The sequence below is a fragment of the Chitinimonas lacunae genome (genome assembly GCF_042650885.1).
GTDB lineage: Bacteria > Pseudomonadota > Gammaproteobacteria > Burkholderiales > Chitinimonadaceae > Chitinimonas_A > Chitinimonas_A lacunae.
Map to the genome: position 1 here is coordinate 1,950,766 of NZ_JBHSBU010000001.1, position 16,948 is coordinate 1,967,713.

The 16,948-nt window shown below is 60.9% G+C and carries 16 protein-coding genes; 13 read left to right on the top strand and 3 right to left on the bottom strand.

Features of this window, described 5'->3' with window-relative positions; genetic code table 11:
* The first annotated feature begins 670 nt into the window (after positions 1-670).
* The 3 genes from ACFOW7_RS07940 (at position 671) to ACFOW7_RS07950 (ending at position 4,675) form a co-directional block, all read left to right on the top strand.
* On the top strand, positions 671-2,767 hold the full coding sequence (locus ACFOW7_RS07940; RefSeq protein ID WP_378162882.1) for a TonB-dependent receptor plug domain-containing protein: 2,097 nt from the start codon (positions 671-673) through the stop codon (positions 2,765-2,767).
* A gap of 151 nt (positions 2,768-2,918) precedes the next feature.
* Positions 2,919-3,674, top strand: coding sequence for an SDR family oxidoreductase (locus tag ACFOW7_RS07945; protein WP_378162884.1), 756 nt, complete (start codon positions 2,919-2,921; stop codon positions 3,672-3,674).
* Positions 3,675-3,742: 68 nt separating this feature from the next.
* Positions 3,743-4,675 carry a class I SAM-dependent methyltransferase gene (locus tag ACFOW7_RS07950; protein WP_378162886.1) on the top strand — a complete coding sequence of 311 codons (933 nt, stop codon included), beginning with the start codon at positions 3,743-3,745 and terminating at the stop codon, positions 4,673-4,675.
* Positions 4,676-4,741: 66 nt separating this feature from the next.
* Here the strand turns inward: ACFOW7_RS07950 and ACFOW7_RS07955 are convergent, their stop codons facing one another.
* The 3 genes from ACFOW7_RS07955 to ACFOW7_RS07965 form a co-directional block, all read right to left on the bottom strand.
* Positions 4,742-5,251 (bottom strand): AAA family ATPase, encoded by a 510-nt coding sequence (locus tag ACFOW7_RS07955; RefSeq protein WP_378162888.1) that lies wholly within the window; start codon positions 5,249-5,251, stop codon positions 4,742-4,744.
* On the bottom strand, positions 5,244-5,834 hold the full coding sequence (gene pnuC / locus ACFOW7_RS07960; protein WP_378162890.1) for a nicotinamide riboside transporter PnuC: 591 nt from the start codon (positions 5,832-5,834) through the stop codon (positions 5,244-5,246). Before pnuC ends, ACFOW7_RS07955 begins: the two co-directional genes overlap by 8 nt.
* 368 nt (positions 5,835-6,202) lie before the next feature.
* Positions 6,203-6,943 (bottom strand): type II toxin-antitoxin system death-on-curing family toxin, encoded by a 741-nt coding sequence (locus tag ACFOW7_RS07965; protein ID WP_378162892.1) that lies wholly within the window; start codon positions 6,941-6,943, stop codon positions 6,203-6,205.
* A 149-nt stretch (positions 6,944-7,092) separates the two neighbouring features.
* Between ACFOW7_RS07965 and ACFOW7_RS07970 the strand changes: the two genes are divergently transcribed.
* The 10 genes from ACFOW7_RS07970 to ACFOW7_RS08015 all read left to right on the top strand — a co-directional run bounded on the left by ACFOW7_RS07970 (position 7,093) and on the right by ACFOW7_RS08015 (position 16,880).
* Positions 7,093-7,869: a ferritin-like domain-containing protein gene (locus tag ACFOW7_RS07970; protein ID WP_378162894.1), complete on the top strand. Its 777-nt coding sequence runs from the start codon at positions 7,093-7,095 to the stop codon at positions 7,867-7,869.
* Between the two features lie 253 nt (positions 7,870-8,122).
* Positions 8,123-9,274, top strand: a complete 1,152-nt coding sequence (locus ACFOW7_RS07975; protein ID WP_378162896.1) for an imelysin family protein — start codon at positions 8,123-8,125, stop codon at positions 9,272-9,274.
* Positions 9,275-9,390: 116 nt separating this feature from the next.
* Positions 9,391-10,782: a di-heme oxidoreductase family protein gene (locus ACFOW7_RS07980; protein WP_378162898.1), complete on the top strand. Its 1,392-nt coding sequence runs from the start codon at positions 9,391-9,393 to the stop codon at positions 10,780-10,782.
* Positions 10,783-10,896: 114 nt separating this feature from the next.
* Entirely contained in the window at positions 10,897-11,943 is a 1,047-nt protein-coding gene (locus ACFOW7_RS07985) for an imelysin family protein (protein WP_378162900.1), read from the top strand.
* Positions 11,933-12,979 carry a DUF1513 domain-containing protein gene (locus tag ACFOW7_RS07990; RefSeq protein WP_378162902.1) on the top strand — a complete coding sequence of 349 codons (1,047 nt, stop codon included), beginning with the start codon at positions 11,933-11,935 and terminating at the stop codon, positions 12,977-12,979. Before ACFOW7_RS07985 ends, ACFOW7_RS07990 begins: the two co-directional genes overlap by 11 nt.
* Before the next feature lie 302 nt (positions 12,980-13,281).
* A complete protein-coding gene (locus ACFOW7_RS07995; RefSeq protein ID WP_378162904.1) occupies positions 13,282-14,037 on the top strand; it encodes a substrate-binding periplasmic protein in 756 nt (251 codons plus the stop codon).
* 8 nt (positions 14,038-14,045) lie between these two features.
* Positions 14,046-14,948 (top strand): substrate-binding periplasmic protein, encoded by a 903-nt coding sequence (locus ACFOW7_RS08000; protein WP_378162906.1) that lies wholly within the window; start codon positions 14,046-14,048, stop codon positions 14,946-14,948.
* A 155-nt stretch (positions 14,949-15,103) separates the two neighbouring features.
* The gene (locus tag ACFOW7_RS08005; protein ID WP_378162908.1) at positions 15,104-15,679 is read left to right on the top strand and encodes a hypothetical protein; all 576 of its coding nucleotides are present in this window, start codon (positions 15,104-15,106) and stop codon (positions 15,677-15,679) included.
* Complete coding sequence (locus ACFOW7_RS08010; protein WP_378162910.1) at positions 15,676-16,419, top strand: pseudouridine synthase; 744 nt, start codon at positions 15,676-15,678, stop codon at positions 16,417-16,419. The genes ACFOW7_RS08005 and ACFOW7_RS08010 overlap by 4 nt, the downstream gene beginning before the upstream one ends.
* Positions 16,389-16,880, top strand: coding sequence for a GNAT family N-acetyltransferase (locus tag ACFOW7_RS08015; protein WP_378162912.1), 492 nt, complete (start codon positions 16,389-16,391; stop codon positions 16,878-16,880). The genes ACFOW7_RS08010 and ACFOW7_RS08015 overlap by 31 nt, the downstream gene beginning before the upstream one ends.
* Positions 16,881-16,948 lie beyond the last annotated feature (68 nt).

Consider the following 16,948-nt stretch of genomic DNA (forward strand, 5'->3'; position numbering starts at 1 on the left):
TTTATGTCTCAACTTGTTCTTTTATCGCTTTGTGCCGCGAAATATCTTGCAGATGTATGGCATAAATATTTAGCACACAGCACACCCCATCCCGGGATTTAATTCCCAGCCCGAATTAATTTTGCAGCAACCCAAAAGCCCAGTAATTAACCGGGCCGGACACGATAGGTTTTGCAGAGACCCCTGAAAGACACGGACACCTGTTCTTTTTACCTTCAAAAACCGAGCCTCCTAATTATCGAGGCAGCTCGATTCGTCACACTGCATGGATGTAATAGGAGACCGCATCAGTATTGCAGGCTTTTTATCTCCCCACTCGACAACTGCTTCACCTTGCCACACGGTCTCTCCCGAGCGCTCTTCAGTTCCTCTCACTGGTGATCCACGATGCGTCATTGCTCTGCGCGCGACGGGATAACCTCCCTACTGTTTCCAGCGCACTTATTGACGCCTGCTGCGACTGGTAACACCAGGACCGCCGTAGACCATGGGTGCGTAGGTTTGGTTTGTTTGGTTTGCATGACCACGCCAAGCAGATAGCAATGGTCTAAGTTGAAACAGTCCCGCGTGGAGCAGCTTCCGGCCGTTGGGCAGTGGCTGGCCGGATCATCGGGTACAAAGCCGATCAGCCCGCTTACCGACCGGTTTCAGGCATTCCTGGAGAACCGTCATGCAGACCCTGCACTACCGGCCGCTGTGCGCCATGCTGATCCTGATCTGGAGCGGCAGTTTGGGCGCGGCGGAGCTGGAAGAAGAAGAATTGGCGCTGGCCTATGGCGACAAGACCACCATCAGCCTCGCCACCGGTAGTCAACAGACCCTGCGCCGCGCGCCGGCGGTGGCCACGGTGATTACCGCCGCCGATATCGCCGCGATGGGCGCCACCGAACTCGATGAAGTGCTGGAAACCGTGCCGGGCATTCACGTCAGCCGGGCGGCCAGCCTCTATTCGCCGATCTATGTAATCCGGGGCAGCTATAGCCAGGTCGGGCCGCAGACCCTGCTATTGCAGAACGGCATTCCGATGACCACCACCTTTACCGGCAATAAGGGGAATATCTGGGGTGGACTGGGCATCGAGCATATTGCCCGGATCGAAATCATCCGTGGCCCAGGCTCGGCGCTTTATGGGGCTGATGCCTATTCGGGCGTGATCAATATCATCACCAAAGGCGCCAGCGACCTACAGGGCACCGAATTCGGCCTGCGCGGCGGTTCGTTCGATAGCTGGGATGGCTGGGTACAGCACGGCGGCCGGCTCGGGCCGCTCGATCTGGCCGCCTTTGTGCGGCTGGGCCGCAGCGACGGTCAGCATGAAACCGTGGCCGCCGATGCCCAGACCCGTAACGACACCCTGCTCGGCACCCGGGCTTCCCTGGCACCGGGGCCGGTCTCCACCGGGCGCGATGCCATCGATGCCGGCGTCGATCTTGCCATGTCCCACTGGCGACTGCGGCTGGGCTACAAGCTGCGCGACGAGGTGGGCGCCGGCGCCGGCGCCGCCTCGGCGCTCGATCCGGTCGGACGCGGCAAGAGTCAGCGGATCAACACCGATCTGTCCTGGATCAACCCGCAACTGAGCCAACATTGGGGTGCCGGGATCACCTTGGCCACCCTGCACTACAAAGAGCTGTTTACGCCGACGCTACAGCTATTCCCGCCGGGGACACGCTTTCCTACCGGCACCTTCCCGGTCGGCATGCTGGGCTCGCCCAATCGCTGGGAGCGACAACTTCGGCTGTCGGGCTACGCCACCTACAACGGCCTGGCCAACCACAGCCTGCGAGTGGGGCTGGGCCATGACGACCTGAATCTCTACCGCACCAGCGAGCTGAAAAACTTCAGCTTCAGCCCAAGCGGCGTGCCGGTGCCGACAGGCCAGCTACTCGACTTCAGCCACACCGCGCCCTATGTGCTGCCGCATCGGCGCAAGCTCGATTACGTCTATATCCAGGATGAATGGCGGCTCGGCAAAGACTGGACCGTGACGGGCGGCGTGCGGCGCGACCACTATTCCGACTTCGGCAACACCACCAATCCACGCTTTGCCGTGGTGTGGGATGCGGCCTACGACCTGACCGTCAAGCTGCTCTACGGCCGTGCCTTCCGGGCACCGGCTTTCAACGAGCAGCACAGCATCAATAATCCGGTCACGCGCGGCAATCCCAATCTGCGGCCGGAAACCATCAAGACCACCGAATTGGCCTTTTCCTGGCAACCGCGCAAGGAGTTGATGCTCAACCTCAATTTCTTCCATTACGACATGGAGGACATCATCCGGCTGATCCCCAACCCGGTGCCCGGTACCGGTTCGACCTATTTCAATATCGGCCGGCAGAGCGGGCGCGGGGCCGAGTTCGATTTCGGCTGGGATATCTCCCGCGATCTGCGCCTCGTCGCCAACTACGCCTACCAGCGCTCGACCGACAAGGCCACCCACCGGGATGCCGGCCACGCGCCGCACCATGAGCTGTACGGCCGGCTCGACTGGCGCATCAGCCAAGGCTGGCAGTTCTCGGGCCAACTGACCCATATCGCCGACCGCAAACGGGTAGCAGGCGACCTGCGCCCGGCCACCGCCGACTACACCAGCGCCGATTTCACCGTGCGCAGCGAGCGCGGCAAGGGCAAATGGGATGTGGTGGCGTCGCTGCGCAATGCCTTTGATGAAGCCATCCGCGAGCCAAGCGTCGCGCCGGGCCTGATTCCGCAGGATTTGCCGATGGCTGGGCGCAGTTGGTATCTGCAATTGCGCTATCAGTTGTGAGGCCGGCCGGCGAGTCAGCGATCGCGCTTCTTCAAGGCGTCCGGCTCCGTTCCACCAGGCGCGACTCGGACGCCAAGTAAGTGCCCGCGCACCCTAAGGGACTTTGGACGCCTGCGCGCCTTGCTTCCCAGAACTTCCCGAGGAGAAAGCCATGCAGAAACTCACCGGCAAAACCGCCCTGATTACCGGGGGCAATAGCGGCATCGGTCTGGCCACCGCCTTGCTGTTCCGGGCCGAAGGAGCGCAACTGGCGATCAGCGGACGCAATTCGGCCACTCTGGAGCAGGCTCGCGATGCCCTGGGCGAGGAAACCCTGGTCGTCGCCAGCGACGCCGGTCGGCTGACCGATATCACCATGCTGATGCAGAAGGTGGAAACCCGTTTCGGCCATCTCGACATCCTGTTCGTCAACGCCGGCAATTCGGTGCCAGCGCCGTTTGCCGAGGTCACCGAGTCGCAGTTCGACGAGATGAACGGTGTGCTGTTCAAGGGTGTGTTCTTCACCATCCAGGCGGCTTTGCCGCTGATGCGCAACGGCGGCTCGATCATCGTCACCACCTCGATCTCCAACGGCAAGGGCGCGCCCCATTTCAGCGTCTACGCGGCGTGCAAGGCGGCCTTGCGCTCTCTGGTGCAGACGCTGGGCGTTGAATTGATCGGGCGTGGCATCCGGGTCAATGCGATCAGTCCGGGACCGATCAGCACGCCCGGTTTCGGCCGCCGCTGGAATGCGCCGCAGGAAGTGGTGCAGGCCGCGCGCGAAGCCTTTGTCGAGAAGTCGCCGATCAAGCGTTTCGGCCATCCAGAGGAAGTGGCGCGGGCGGTGTTGTTTCTGGCGACAGAAGAGTCGTCTTATGTGGTGGGCACCGAGCTGGTCGTGGATGGCGGTGTCAGCCTGCCGCTATGATGCGCGCCTTGCCGCCGCCTTGAGCGGGTGGCGATTTCCATTCCCTCAGCAGCGAGGCCGCAGCTTGTATGCCTATCCGTTACCACATCGATAGTTTCACCATCTTTGAGCAGACGCTGGTAGTGGAAGGCTGGCTGTTTGCCGACGATGGCCAGGTGGTGATGCTCTGGGTCGAGCATCCGAACGGGGCCAGGCTGCCACTCGACTACGGCGGCCCCAGCGACGATGTGGTGCAAGCGCTGGGGCCGGCTGCGCGCGATTGCCGTTTTCGCTACCGTGGCCGCTCGCCGTTCACCGCCGAGGACACCTCCGCGCTGGTGCTGCACTTCCAGTTGGCCGACGGCCGGGTCGGGCAGGAAGTCGATTTCATCCGCACCACCTTGCTGCGCGAGCCGATCCATCAGCTCGTCGCCCAATTCCTTCACGAGCTGAGCCGCCAGGAACACGGCCAGGTCGTCGAACTCGGCGCCCGCGCCCGCTCGGGGGTGACGCGGCGCCATCTGATCCCGCCACGGTTCGACTATCTCGGCGTGGATGTCCTGCCCGGCCCCAATGTCGATCTGGTGGCCGATGCCCATGCCCTGTCGCGCTATCTGCCGCCAGCCAGCGTCGAAGCGGTGTTTTCGTTCTCGGTATTCGAACATCTGCTGATGCCGTGGAAAGTCGCAGTCGAGCTGAACCGGGTCATGCGCCCTGGCGGTCTGGGCTTGATCGTGACCCACCAAGCGTGGCCGGTCCACGATGCACCATGCGACTACTGGCGTTTCTCGGCCACTGCCTGGCGCAGTCTGTTCAACCGGGCGACCGGTTTTGCCATCCTCGACGCCCGGGTCAGCGATCCGGCCTATCTGGTGCCCAAGGTTGCCTTCACCGACCGGATCACCCATCAATCGGCCGACAACTTCCAGCAGTCAGCCGTGCTGTTTCGCAAGATCGGTGAGACACGGCTCGATTGGGAAGTGGAGGTGGGGGAGTTGGATGCGGGGCAGTATCCGGTTTAGCAGATACTGTCGCTTATATTCATTTTTGAATTAATCTAGCACCCAGTCTTACAGATGTTTTTCCTGTTATTTTATTTTTGTTTCCAGTGCTGCCAGTACAGCCGCCACACGCGCTTCGCGCCCACCACGGACGATCAGGAAAGGCACCTCATCGGCCAGCAAGGCCGCCCGATAGCGCTCAAACAAGCCGGGGCGGCCGTCGCTGTCTTCGCGTAGCGGGTCGTATTCCCAGGGAATATCCGGCGTGGGCAAGATATGCAGGAAATAGTCTTCAGGCCGCCAATGACGGGCGATCCAATCGGGACAGTGGCCAAAGCGCACTTCAGCCCAGATTTTGGTGACCAGCAGACTGGTATCGCAGACCAGCCAATCCGCCACCGGCGCCGCCGCTTCGGCGGCGAGCTGACCGGCGGCGATGGTGACGATGTCCTGGAGTTCGTAGGAAACGTCCGGCCGACCCGCGAACCATTCGCGGGCGTATTCGGCGACCCACGGTGCTTGCAGCGCTTGGGCCAGATCACGCGCCAAGGTGGTCTTGCCGCTCGATTCGGCACCGACGATGGCGAGCTTACGCATGATGCAGTGCCAGACGCCGCCGCCAATCGAACCAACCCCAGGCAGCCAGCCCGGTCAGGATCACATAGAGCAAAGCCGTGACGTAGAGCGATTTGTAGGCGTAAATACCGGCTGCGATCAGATCGAGCACGATCCAGAGCGGCCAGTTGCCGACCCGGCGCCGGGCTTGCAGCCATTGGGCGAGGCAGCCGAACACGAAGACGGTCGAATCCAGCCACGGCAGGTCGGTCGGCAGGAAATTGACTTGAAGATTGGCAACCGTCACGGTTCCTGCGATACCGACACCCCACAGAATGGCGTGGTCGAGGCGGGTCATGCGGCTGATGGGCAGTTCAGGTCCGGTGCCTCGGTGCCAACGCACCCAGCCATAGATCGCCAACACGCCGTAGAGACCATTCAGCGCGGCCTCGCCGAAGAGGTTGACGGTGAGGAAGAGGTAAACATAAAGGCCCGCTCCAAAGAACTGGAGGGGCCAGGTTTGCCAGCGGTTGCGGGCGGCTAAAAAAATAGCTGTCAGGGTAAGATAGAAGCCAGCCAGTTCAAGGACTGTGAGTGCACGGATTTGTTGAGCCAGATCAATCATAACCAGAAAAAATTCAACGACCCAGCATTATAAACGCTCAAATTAAAATATTACACCCCCTCAAAATTAAAATTCCCAGCACCGAAAAACCTCAAAGCCCAGAAACACAATTACCCAAATAATATTCTCCAACCCACCACAAAACCAGATCAAAAGCACACCCCCTGCCCCCATAAATTTACAACAGCGTGCCTTTTAGAAAATTCTCAGACCAAACCACACTTAACCTTAACCCGCAAAATCAATGATATGCCATAAAAATTTTCGACCAATTCACTCCCACCCCAAAAAAACTTTCAAGGCGAGAACCCTGCAAAAAACAAAAAATAGAAAATCTTAAAATTTATGCATACCTCCAATCTCCCCCACTAGGTTTTCGCAAGCCTTCTAAGGGCAACCATATAACGATGAATTTGCTTCCTTTCATCGTTCACGCCATCTTGGAACTCATTCAAGGATATACCAGCCGCAGCTTCAGCAAAACCCAACTCACGTAAGTAACGAAGTATCACAGAGCCATTTATTTTTTTTGTAGATTTACTAATCCTTATACTTCTTGATTTATTTGATATAACATAAACACCGCCACTTGCATTTTTGCAATTAGCGCCTGCCTTCACGCATTTATCTCTAAATTCAGACGTTTTCATCTCCGATAAACTATTATTCAATGACTCAGAATTAACTTTTATCCAATTTGCAACCACCTCAATTATCGCATCATCATCTAGCCCATGGTCTTTCTTGGGAAACTCATCAGCGGTAACAGAAACAACAAAGTCATAGATCTCATCATCTCCAACTGAGGGGGTGAGCAATCTATTGTTTCTATAGAGAGCCGTTAGCAAAGTAACTATTGCCGTCCTTTTATTTCCATTATGAAAGGCATGATTTTTTGTTAAGGAATGAAAGAGCGCAGCCAGCTTATGCTCCAAGGATTTATATTTATAGCATTCACCCAAACTTGTGTTTGGACGCTGACACGCAGATTCAAGCATAGATGGAAATTTGACTCCAACAGGAGAAATTGGATCATTTTCAAGCTCAAAGCTTTTAGCAATTTCATAATGAATTTTTTCAACCTCACCAGCACTAGGCAACCAGATCATCACATTCCCCCAACAACAAAAATTTAAAAAAAGAGCATAAACAACCAGCACCAAACATAGAAAAATATTACTATCAGCCACCTCCAAGAAAAACTGAACCAACAGAAAAACAGCCCCTTAAAACAGCAAAAATCTCAATTTAGACAATTATGATTAGACCCTTAGCTTTGTCCGCACTAGTCTTGACCACTCCAGATACTAAGGTCCAAGCCGTTGCTTCACTCTCTCTAGATAACATCATTGCCCCTGCTTCAGTTCTGCAACCTCTTGCCAAGATACCGGGCCGACCACTCCTTCCCGAACTAGTTAATCCATCGCAACTAACAAAACGTACTGTCAGCACCATTGAAGGGCGAGCCGCTCTAATCCACGCACTAGCCCACATCGAGTTCAATGCAATAAACCTAGCACTTGACGCCGTCTGGCGCTTCATCCAAATGCCTGATGATTTCTACAAAGACTGGATGCAAGTCGCCCGCGAAGAGGCCTACCACTTCACCCTTCTCAGCGATCACTTGAAGACCTTGGGCTACGAGTACGGCGACTTCCCTGCCCACAACGGTCTGTGGGAGATGGCCGAAAAGACCAAAGACGACCTGCTGGCCCGGCTCGCGCTGGTGCCGCGAACCCTGGAAGCACGCGGGCTTGATGCTTCGCCGCAGATTCGCGACAAGCTGCTGTCGGTGGGGGATAAGGAAGGGGCGGCGATTCTCGACATCATCCTGCGTGACGAGATCGGGCATGTGGCCATCGGCAACCGTTGGTACAGGTGGCTGTGTGAGCAGCGCGGGCTTGATCCGATTGCGACCTATGCCGAGCTGGCCGAACGCTATCAGGCGCCCAAGCTGCGTGGGCCGTTCAATCTGGAGGCCCGGCGTGCAGCGGGCTTTGATGAGGCGGAGCTGGAAGCGCTCCAGCGCAAGTGAAAAATAAGACGCCCGGTTCGGCTTGAACCGGGCGTCGTTATATGCATTTTCATAAAATTTTCTATATTTGAAATTTTCTGTACCAAATATTGCAATTAACATGCACATTATTTTAATAACCGCCCCCAATCGAATTTCTCCCAACCACCTTCCCTATTCTTGCGTCAGATCAATCCTTACCAGCCCATCATTTGATAACGTTTCTCAATACTCATATCATTCAGGACTTTATCGTCCACTGGAGTCCGCCCCGATGTCCTCGTTGCGTCGTCTTGCTCTTGCTGCCCTGATCGGCGGCGCTCTGTTTGCGCCGGTCCAGGCCGATCCGGTTCAGCCGCAGGCTGTGGCCGATCATTACGCCAGCCTGGTCCACGCCGGTTACAGCGACACACTGGCCGCTGCCAAGACCCTGCAACAGTCCATCGACGCCCTGCTGGCCAATCCGAACGAAGACACCCTCACTGCCGCCCGCAAAGCCTGGCTTGCTGCGCGCGAGTGGTATGGCCAGACCGAAGCCTTCCGCTTCTATGGCGGCCCGATCGATGCGGAAGACGGCCCTGAGCCACGCATCAACGCCTGGCCGATGGACGAAGCCTATGTGGACTACGTCAAGGGCAAGAACAAGGCCGGCATCGTCAACAATCCCAAGGCCAAGCTGAGCCGTGAAGTGCTGGTCAGCCTCAATGAAAAAGGCGGCGAGGAAAATATCAGTACCGGCTGGCACGCCATCGAATTTCTGCTGTGGGGCCAGGACTTGAATAAGGCCGGCCCGGGTGCCCGTCCTGCCAGCGACTTTGTCGACAGCAAGGCCAATAACGCCGAGCGGCGCCGCAACTACCTCAAGATCGTGTCCGACCTGCTGGTCGACGACCTCACTACCCTGGTCAAAGCCTGGGAACCCAACGCCGACAATTACCGCGCCCGCTTCGTCCAAGACCCGCAGGCCATCTCCAAGATGCTGACCGGTCTGGGCGTGCTGTCGCGTGGCGAACTGGCCGGCGAACGGATGGAAGTCGCCCTCGCCTCGCAATCGCAGGAAGACGAGCACAGCTGCTTCTCCGACAACACCCACCGCGACATCGTCGGCAACGCCCGTGGCATCCAGAACGTGTGGGAAGGCCGCTATCAGCGCGCCGACGGCAGCAGGCTCGAAGGTCCGTCGCTGCGCCAACTGGTCGCCGACAAGGACGCCAAGATCGCCGACAAGGTCTCGGCCGATATGGCCGCCAGCGTCAGCGCCGCCGAGGCGATCCAGGCGCCGTTCGACCGCGAGATCGTCGGCCGCGACGACGCCCCGGGCCGCAAGCGGGTGCGCGCCGTGATCGATGCCCTGAAGCAGCAGGCCAACGGCCTGGTGCAGGCCGCCAAGGCGCTTGGCATCAAACGACTCAATACCAAGGTCTGAGGCGAATCAGAGACCTGGAGGCGCTCCGGCGCCTCTGCGGACGATCAGCGTCCGATTTCTACCCGCCGGCCTCACCGACTTCGCCCGGTGCCGGCTTTTGTAAAGATGTACTGGTAATGAATGCTTTCGTCTTTCGCAGCCTGCTCGCCGCCGGCCTGATCGGAGCCGGTTTTGCCGCCGGCGCCGGCCTGGCTCCGCCGTTTGACCCCGCCGAGGAACGACCCGGTGGCGACACCACGGTGTTTGACGATGGCAAGAATGCCTTTGCCCATCCGGCTGCCAATCTTGACGACCGCCAGCGCACCGAATTCGTGATCGGCAATTCGTTTTTCAAGAAGAACTGGGTCGAAGCGCCCTCCTCGACCACCGCCCGCGATGGCCTGGGACCGCATTTCATCGCCCGCTCCTGCGGCAGTTGCCATACCGAGGACGGCCGTGGCGCGCCGCCGGCGTTTGAAAACACCTTGCAGTCGGAACAGCCGATGGCGCTGCTGTTTCGGCTGTCGCTGCCAGACGGCCGGCCCGAGCCGACTTATGGCGGCCAGTTCAACAACGACGCCGTCAGCGGGGTCAAGCCCGAAGGCCAGATCGAGATCCAGTATCAGGAAATCGAAGGCCGGTTTGCCGACGGCGAGGGCTATACCCTGCTCAAGCCCGCCTACCGCTTCAGCCAACTCAACTACGGCCCGATGCTGCCCGATACCCTGATGTCGCCGCGCATTGCCCCGCAGATGATCGGCCTGGGACTGCTGGAAGCGATCCGCGAACAGGACATCCTCAACAACGCGCGCCAACAGCAACAGGCCGGCGGCCCGGTGCGCGGTCGTCCCAACTATGTGCCGGACGCCTACGCCCGCCGTACCGTGCTTGGCCGCTTTGGCTGGAAGGCCAATACCGGCAGCATCGCCCACCAGTCGGCCGGGGCATTTCTCGGCGATATCGGCATCACCTCGTCGCGCTTCCCGCATGAGGAATGCACCAGCCGACAAAAGGACTGCCGCCGCTCGCCCTCGGGCGGCAAGCCCGAGATCGCCGACAAGCTGCTCGATCAGGTGATCCTGTACAGCCGCACCCAGGCGGTGCCGGCGGCGCGCAATCTCGATGATCCGAAGGTCAGAAGCGGCCGCGAAATCTTCCATGCCGCCCAGTGCGCCACCTGCCATGTGCCGAGCTACACCACCGGCCCATTCGCGCCGGTGCCGCAGTTGGGCGGGCAGAAAATCTTTCCGTATACCGACCTGCTGCTGCACGACATGGGTGAAGGACTGGCCGACGGCCGCCCCGATTTCCGTGCCGGCCCGCGCGACTGGAAGACGCCGCCCCTGTGGGGGCTGGGGCTGGTCGAAGCGGTCAATGGCCATACCCGCTATCTGCACGACGGTCGCGCCCGCAATCTGCTCGAAGCGGTGCTGTGGCACGGCGGAGAAGCCGAAGCGGCCAAGCAGCAGGTGCTCAGGCTCAGCCGCACCGACCGCGAGAACCTCGTCCGTTTTTTACAGTCCCTGTAGACTCGCCGCGACGGTGGTGCGCCGCGACCGCCGTCGCGGTTTCCGCACCACGCGGCGCCCCGGGCCGCCCTGGCCTGGGCGTCATGGTTTCCATTCGTCATCTAGAGGACCGCGATGCGACGCTTTCCGCTTCTGGCCCTGCTCGCCTGGCTCGCCGTACCGGCGTTTGCCGCCGAGCCGGCCACGATCCAGGCCGCGCCCCTGATCACTTACTGGCAGCGCGATGTGCTGCTGCCCCGTCATGAACAGCTCGCCACCGCGAGCAAGACCCTGGCATCGAGCCTCGATGCGCTGTGTGAACGCCCCAATGCCGCCCGGCTCGATAGTGCCCGGGTGGCGTGGAAATCCACCTTCCTCGCCTGGCGCGCCATCGAAGCGCTGCCGCTTGGTCCCACCACCGCCCGCCGGACGGCCTGGAAGATCGATCTGTGGCCGACCCGGATGCAGAAGATCGAAGAAGCGGTCAAGCTCTCGCGCCCCGATCTGCCGATTGCCGAGGGGATCGGCGCGGTAGCCCAGGGCTTGCCAGCCATTGAATATCTGCTGTGGGGCGACGACCGGGCCAAGGCCCAGCTTGGCCGGCTCCAGTTCAAGCAGCGCTGTCGTTATCTCAGCGCGCTTGGCACTGAAGTCGCCGAAGAAACCCAGGCGCTGGCCAATGCCTGGCGCAGCCACGCCGCCAGCCCGCCCGACGAGACCCAGGCCAAGGAAACCCTCGATCTGGCGGTCAATATGCTGGCCGTATCGCTTGAAGGCTTGCGCGACAAGAAACTGGCCCGGATGGGCAACCCCAAGGTCAAACGTCCGGTGCGGCAGGACTTTGACGCCTGGCGCAGCAAGAACACCCGCGACGGCCTCAAGGCCACGCTCGATGCGGTGGAAGGTCTGCTGTTCCACCCGATGCCCAGCAGCCAGAGCTTTGCCGACCAGTTGGCCAAGGCCGGCAAGCCGATGCTGGTGCAGCATCTCAAGGAAGAATTCGCAGCGGCCCATACCGAGCTGGCCAAGCTCCCGGGCGACCTGGCGCTGTATATCGCCGACGACCCGAGCCACGGCAAAGCGCTGCACGAATCGCTGGGCCGCTTGCAAAAGCTGGTCGAATTGCAGGTCGCCGACGCCCTGGGCATCACCATCGGCTTCAAGGATGGCGATGGCGATTGACCGCCGCCGCGCGCTGGCGCTGCTGGCCACGCTGCCCATGCTACCGGCGCTGGCACGCACCCCGGACGCACCGCTGCTGTCGGCCGGCTGGCGCGATCCCGGGCAGTGGCAGGCAGGCAGCCTGGGCGGCCCCGCCACCGCGCTGCCCGAGCGGGCGCACGATATCGTGGCCGACCCGCGCCGACCCGGCGAAGCGCTGGTGATCGCCCGTCGGCCAGGCCACTATCTGGCCCGGATCGACTGGCGCCGCGGCCGCCTGCTGCGGCTCAGTGAAGCCGAAGCAGGGCGCAGCTTGTTCGGCCATGGTGTCTTCAGCCCCGATGGCCGTCATTTCCTGACCACCGAGAACGACGAAGGCACGGGTCTGGGCCGGATTACGGTGCGCGACGCCACCACCCTGCGCCCGCTGGCCGACTGGCCAAGCCACGGCATCGGCCCGCATGAGCTGCTATGGCTCGATCAGGAGCGGCTCGCCGTGGCCAACGGCGGCATTCTCACCCTGGCCGAAACCGGCCGGCTCAAGCGCAATCTGGCCGAGATGGCGCCTTCGCTCGTCCTGCTCGATGGCCGCACCGGCAAGCTGCTGGCCGAATACCGGCTCGACGACCCCAAGCTCTCGATCCGCCACCTGGCGCGCGCTCAGGACGGCACGCTGGCCGCCGCGCTGCAAAGCGAAGCCGGTCCGCGCCCGCTGCTGGCCCTGCTGCGCCAGGACCGTTTCCGCCTGGCCGATACGCCGCCTGAACTGGTCCAGGCCATGGCCGCCTATGGCGCAAGCGTCGCGGCCAATGGCAACCGTTTTCTGCTGAGCTGCCCCAAGGGCGGTCTGGTGGCGGAATGGGACAGTGAAGGCCACCCAGGCGCTCAGGCCCAGCTCGCCAAACCCTACGGCGTGACCGCCCGCCACGGCGACTGGCTGGTCAGCGGCGAAGACGGCCAATTATGGCGGCTCGCAGCAGGCACGCTTGAGCTGCTGGCGAGCGAGCACTTTCCTGAGCTGCATTGGGATAACCACCTGCGCCTGTCTGTGGTCTGAGCGCTGTCTGATGCTGGCTCATCGCATCGACAGGGAAGATGGGGGGTGTCCGGGTCGGACCCGAACAGACACTGACAGTGGACACCAAAGCGACCAGGCGATCTCAGTCCGCTCCGCTGGCGACCTTGTCCAGATGGACGCCGTGTTGAAGGCAAATCGGCATCACCCAAGCACCCTTGCCCTGATAGCACCGTGAATCGACAGCCCGGCCTGCGCCGCCCAGACAGCCCGATGAAAGCTCAAGCAATGGCTATAGTTGAAGCTAGTCAAAGCAGATTACGGCCTGGCCAAGGGAGCGGAAGATGGGTTTAGGCAAACGTTTTTCCTGGTGCTGGCTGCTGCTGTCGCTGTGCTGCCTCAGTTTTGCCGAGCCGGTGACGTCACCGCCGCAGGTCCATCTGGTGACCTCGGCCTATCCACCCTATTTCGGCCCGGACCTTCCCAACCAGGGCATCATCTCTGAGATCGTTACCGAGGCTTACCGCCGGGCCGGCTACCGGGCCAAGCTCGAATTCCTGCCCTGGACGCGCTGTCTGGCCTATGCCCGCACCGGCCAGGTCGATGGCCTGTTCGGGGTCTGGTATCTCAAGGAGCGCGAGAGTTTTCTGCTCTACAGCGACCCAATGCCACCGATTCAGCTCGGCTTCTATACCAAGGTCAGTTCCAACATCCGCTACAAGACCCTGGAAGACCTGCGCCGCTACGTGATTGGCACGGTGCAGGACTATGGCGACCCGCCGCATTTTGTTGCTGCCCGCCTCAATACCGATGTCGCGCCTACCGACAAGCACAATCTGGCCAAGCTCCACGCCGGCCGGGTCGATCTGATCCTGATCGAGCGCGGAGTGGCACGTCATCTGATTGCGACCGAAATGCCCGAACTCCAGCAGGAATTGACCTGGATCGAGCCGCCCGTGGCCACCATGCAGCAATATGTGGCCCTGTCGAAAAAATCGCCGCGTGCCGAGCAATTGCGGCAGGCGTTCAACAAGGGGCTCAGGGAAATGAGCAACGACGGCACCCTACAGCGCCTGCTGGAAAGTTCGAACATCCTGTGAGCACAACGATGTGGCAACGCAGTCTCTATCGCTTCAACCTTCCGCTCGCTTTATTGCTGATCCTGAGCCTGTTGTGCAGTGCCCGCTCATGGGCGGCCGATCAGGTGATCTACCCGGCGCCTGAAGGCGTCAATGATGTGCGGCATGAGGACAAACTCGAATTCCTGCGCACGGCACTTGAGCGCACCCGGCCGCAATACGGCGATTACGAGTTGCGTCCGGCGGGTGTGGTGATGAATAAAGCCCGTCAGTTGCTGTCGCTTTCCACCAATCAGGAACTCACTTTGTCGTGGAGCGGCACGTCATTGGAGATGGAAAAGGATTTTCTGCCGATCCGTATCCCCTTGCGCAAAGGTCTTGGCGGCTACCGGATCTTTCTGATCGCCGCCGAGCGCCAGGCCGAATTCGACAAGATCAAGACGCTCGACGATCTCAAGCCTTTCATCATGGGGCAGGGTAACGGCTGGGCCAGCAATGAGGTGCTGCGTCGGGCGGGCCTCAATGTCGTCACCAGCAATTACGACAGTCTGTTCCGGATGGTGGGAGCAAGTCGGATCGACCTGTTTCCGCGCGGTCTGTCCGAAGTGTTCATCGAATACGAGGCCAACAGGCGCAGCGTCCCCAATCTGGCGGTCGAGCAGAACCTGATCCTGCGCTACGACAGCCCCTACTATTTCTTCGTCAACAAACAGAACACCCGGCTCGCCAAGCGGATCGAACAGGGGCTGCGGATGATGATCAAGGATGGCAGCTTCGATGAAATCTTCTGGCGCTATAACGGCGACTCGATCCGCAAAGCCCGCCTGAACGAGAGGCGGGTGATCTATCTGATTGACCACGACCTGCCGCCGGAAACCCCGCTCAAGGATAAAAGCCTCTGGTTCGACCCGACCAGCAGCAAGGCCCGCTGAGCGGGGCCGGGCAGATCGACCCAGCCCCGACTCCCTTGTCCTATCCGCCGCCCCAGGACCGCGCCGGGCGTCCTCCATTTAATGGAAAATACCCGGACATCCGTATGCCGCACCAAATCCTGTCATTAAAATAATTTGCCAAAAGGACTCCCACCATGCCCCGCTCGCTCGCGCTGACTGCGCTGTTTCTGCTGACCGCCTTGCTGTGCGGCTGCAATACCGTTCACTTCCAGCAGGCACTGGGCCGCGCCGACGACCCGGCGCTGAAGCGATTGCTGGGCACCTGGCGCTATGTCGGCCCGCCGATCGACCCCAAGCCGGTAGAAGGACCGATAGAGATCGTGGCCGAGCAGGGCAGCTATCTGGCACGCGACCCGGCCCAGCCCAAGGACCAGGCGTCGCTGCGCTATTTCGCCGGCAAACAAGGACGTTATCTGGTGGTGGAACTGGGGGAAGGCAAGGCCGAGGCCAAGGCTTATGCGGTATTCAAACTGGAGGGCGAGCCCCCGGCAGTCCGGGTGCTGCCGGTCGATCTGGCGCAGGCGATCCCGCTGCTGCGCGAAGCCGGCTTCAAGGTTGAGGAGAAACGCGAACAGTTCTTCCACTACGCCACGGCCCAGGGCGAGCGCCAGGCGCTGGAACGCTTTGTCTCCAGCCACGATGCCCGGCTGTTTGCACCCAGGCAGGCCATGCATTTCGAGCGGGTCAACACGCCAGAGGCCAAGCGATGAAGGAGACGCTGCCGCTGATCTATCAGGACGAGCATCTGGTCGCCGTCCATAAGCCGTCTGGCCTGCTGATTCACCGCAGCGAGATCGACCGCCACGAAACGCGCTTTGCCTTGCAGATCGTGCGCGATCAGATCGGCCGGCATGTCCATGCGGTCCACCGGCTCGATAAAGGCACTTCGGGGCTCTTGCTGTTTGCGCTGTCGCCCGAGGCCGCCAGCCGGCTCGGTCGGCTGTTTGAAGAAGGCGGTGTGGACAAGCGCTATCTGGCCGTGGTGCGCGGCTGGCCCGAGGCGGCCGGCCAGATCGATCATCCGCTGAGTCGCCGCGTCGACGATTACGAACAGCGCACGCCGGCCGTCAACGCCCCACCACAAGCGGCACTGACCCGTTTTCGCCGGCTGGCCACGGTCGAGCTGCCGATCGAGGTCGAGCGCTACCCGACCAGCCGCTACGCCCTGGTCGAGCTCGACCCGGTCACCGGCCGGCGCCATCAGTTGCGGCGCCATCTCAAGCATCTGTCCCATCCCATCATCGGCGACGCCACCTATGGCAAGGGCCGCCATAACCGGATGTTCGCCGAGCAGTTCGGCAGCCATCGTCTGCTGCTGGCCTGCACCATGATGCGCTTTGCCCACCCGCTCGATGGCCGCGAACTGACCCTCGCTTGCCCGCTGGCCGAAGACTTCCAGTCACTACTGAACCGCTTGCCATGGCAGCCACCTTATCCATCCGCCCAATGACCCCGGCCGATATCGGCACCGTCGCCCAACTTCATCTGGACACCTGGCGCCACGCCTACCGGGACGTCTATCCGCTCGACGCCATGACGCTTGCCGAGTTCGCCGGCCGCTGGCAGCGCGCTTTTGCCAGTCCCAGCCATAAATTCTGCTGCCTGCACGACGACCTGATCGTTGGCCTGCTGAGCGTCCATCTCAATGCCGATGCCGCAGAAATCCTAACGCTCTATGTGTCGCCCAAGGCGCAAGGCATGGGCTGTGGCACCGCCTTGCTCAACCATGGCCTGCGCCTGGCCAGCCAGTCGGGCTATGGCACGGCGGCCCTGTGGGTACTGGCCGATAACCGGCCGGCCATCGATTTCTATCGACGACGGGGCTGGCAGGAAGACGGCCGGGTGGCGACGGTGGAGCGCTATGGCTGTGCGCGGCAGCAGATCGGGATGGCGCGGACACTGAGCAATTAGCGTATTTCCAGCCCATCCAGACTCAGGGTGTCCGGACCCGCCGGCGGGCAGCACTCAGCCAGGCCGGG